This is a genomic window from Mycobacterium sp. (genome assembly GCF_008709575.1).
GTDB lineage: Bacteria > Actinomycetota > Actinomycetes > Mycobacteriales > Mycobacteriaceae > Mycobacterium.
Genome location: NZ_VYIK01000216.1, coordinates 1 through 908 on the forward strand (window position 1 = coordinate 1; position 908 = coordinate 908).

Annotated in this window: 1 protein-coding gene; it reads right to left on the bottom strand. The window is 61.2% G+C overall.

The annotated features are described in order from the left end of the window. Window positions 1-250: 250 nt before the first annotated feature. Window positions 251-908: hypothetical protein (locus F6Q13_RS17995; RefSeq protein WP_293059443.1), on the bottom strand; the 658-nt coding region annotated here is incomplete at its 5' end.

A 908-nucleotide genomic window follows, 5' to 3' on the forward strand; every position in this document is an offset into this window, starting at 1 on the left:
CGCGACGACGGCGACCAGCCGCGCGATCCGCTGCGCCGGCGGCCGATTACTGTCGTGGGGCACGAGGCTCGATGGTAGGCGACGGTCTTAGCTGCGGCGCCGGTGCAGCCCGCGTGGCGCCCGGACAGCTGTGCCCGGTGTTCGTCGCGCCGACAGTGAACCGGCTGCTGAATTTCCGCCGACTTCTCCCACCCGTTCCGTGACAGGCCGGGCGTCGTGGAGACCGGCTGTCACGCCGGATCCCCACCGCTCATCTGCGAGAAGCCCGATAAAGCGCATTCAACTCGGACGGCGTCACGTCCACATAATCCGGACCGAGCGCTTTGAGAACCGAATACAGCCCGCCCATGTTCATACCCCAATTCCAGATGAAGACATTGATAAACGCCGGTCGTGTCGCGGCAACCCGGGTACGGATCTGGTCCACCAGATATGAGGTCTCTTTCGCTTTGTCCGGCGTCCACCGGGTGGCCGCCCGGAATACGACTTGGCCGTCGGGCAGTTGATAGGTGATCCGGCGATATCCTTCCTCACCGGCATACCCATAGTCCGGCATGAAAAACTCCACCTGCGGAAGCGCGGCTGCTACCCGGGCTATGTCAGCCATATCTTTGTCATTATCAGGCGCATAAGATTGAATCACGCGGACGGTTTTCATATCCATCCGTTGCATGTAGGTCCACGTCCAGCGATAAAAATCCTCGAACGCGGCCTCGCGGTCGTCCAGGCGGTCCGCCCACACGGCCGGGTCTATATAGCCGATGCCGGAGACATCGGCGATAAATTCGTCTTTCGGCCCGGCGTGCTGATAATACCACTGTGCCAGTGTCGGAGCCACGTCGATGAGTGTCGGCCCCATACCCCACCCGACCGCGAATTTGCCATGATAGGGGCTTTCGAACCAATTC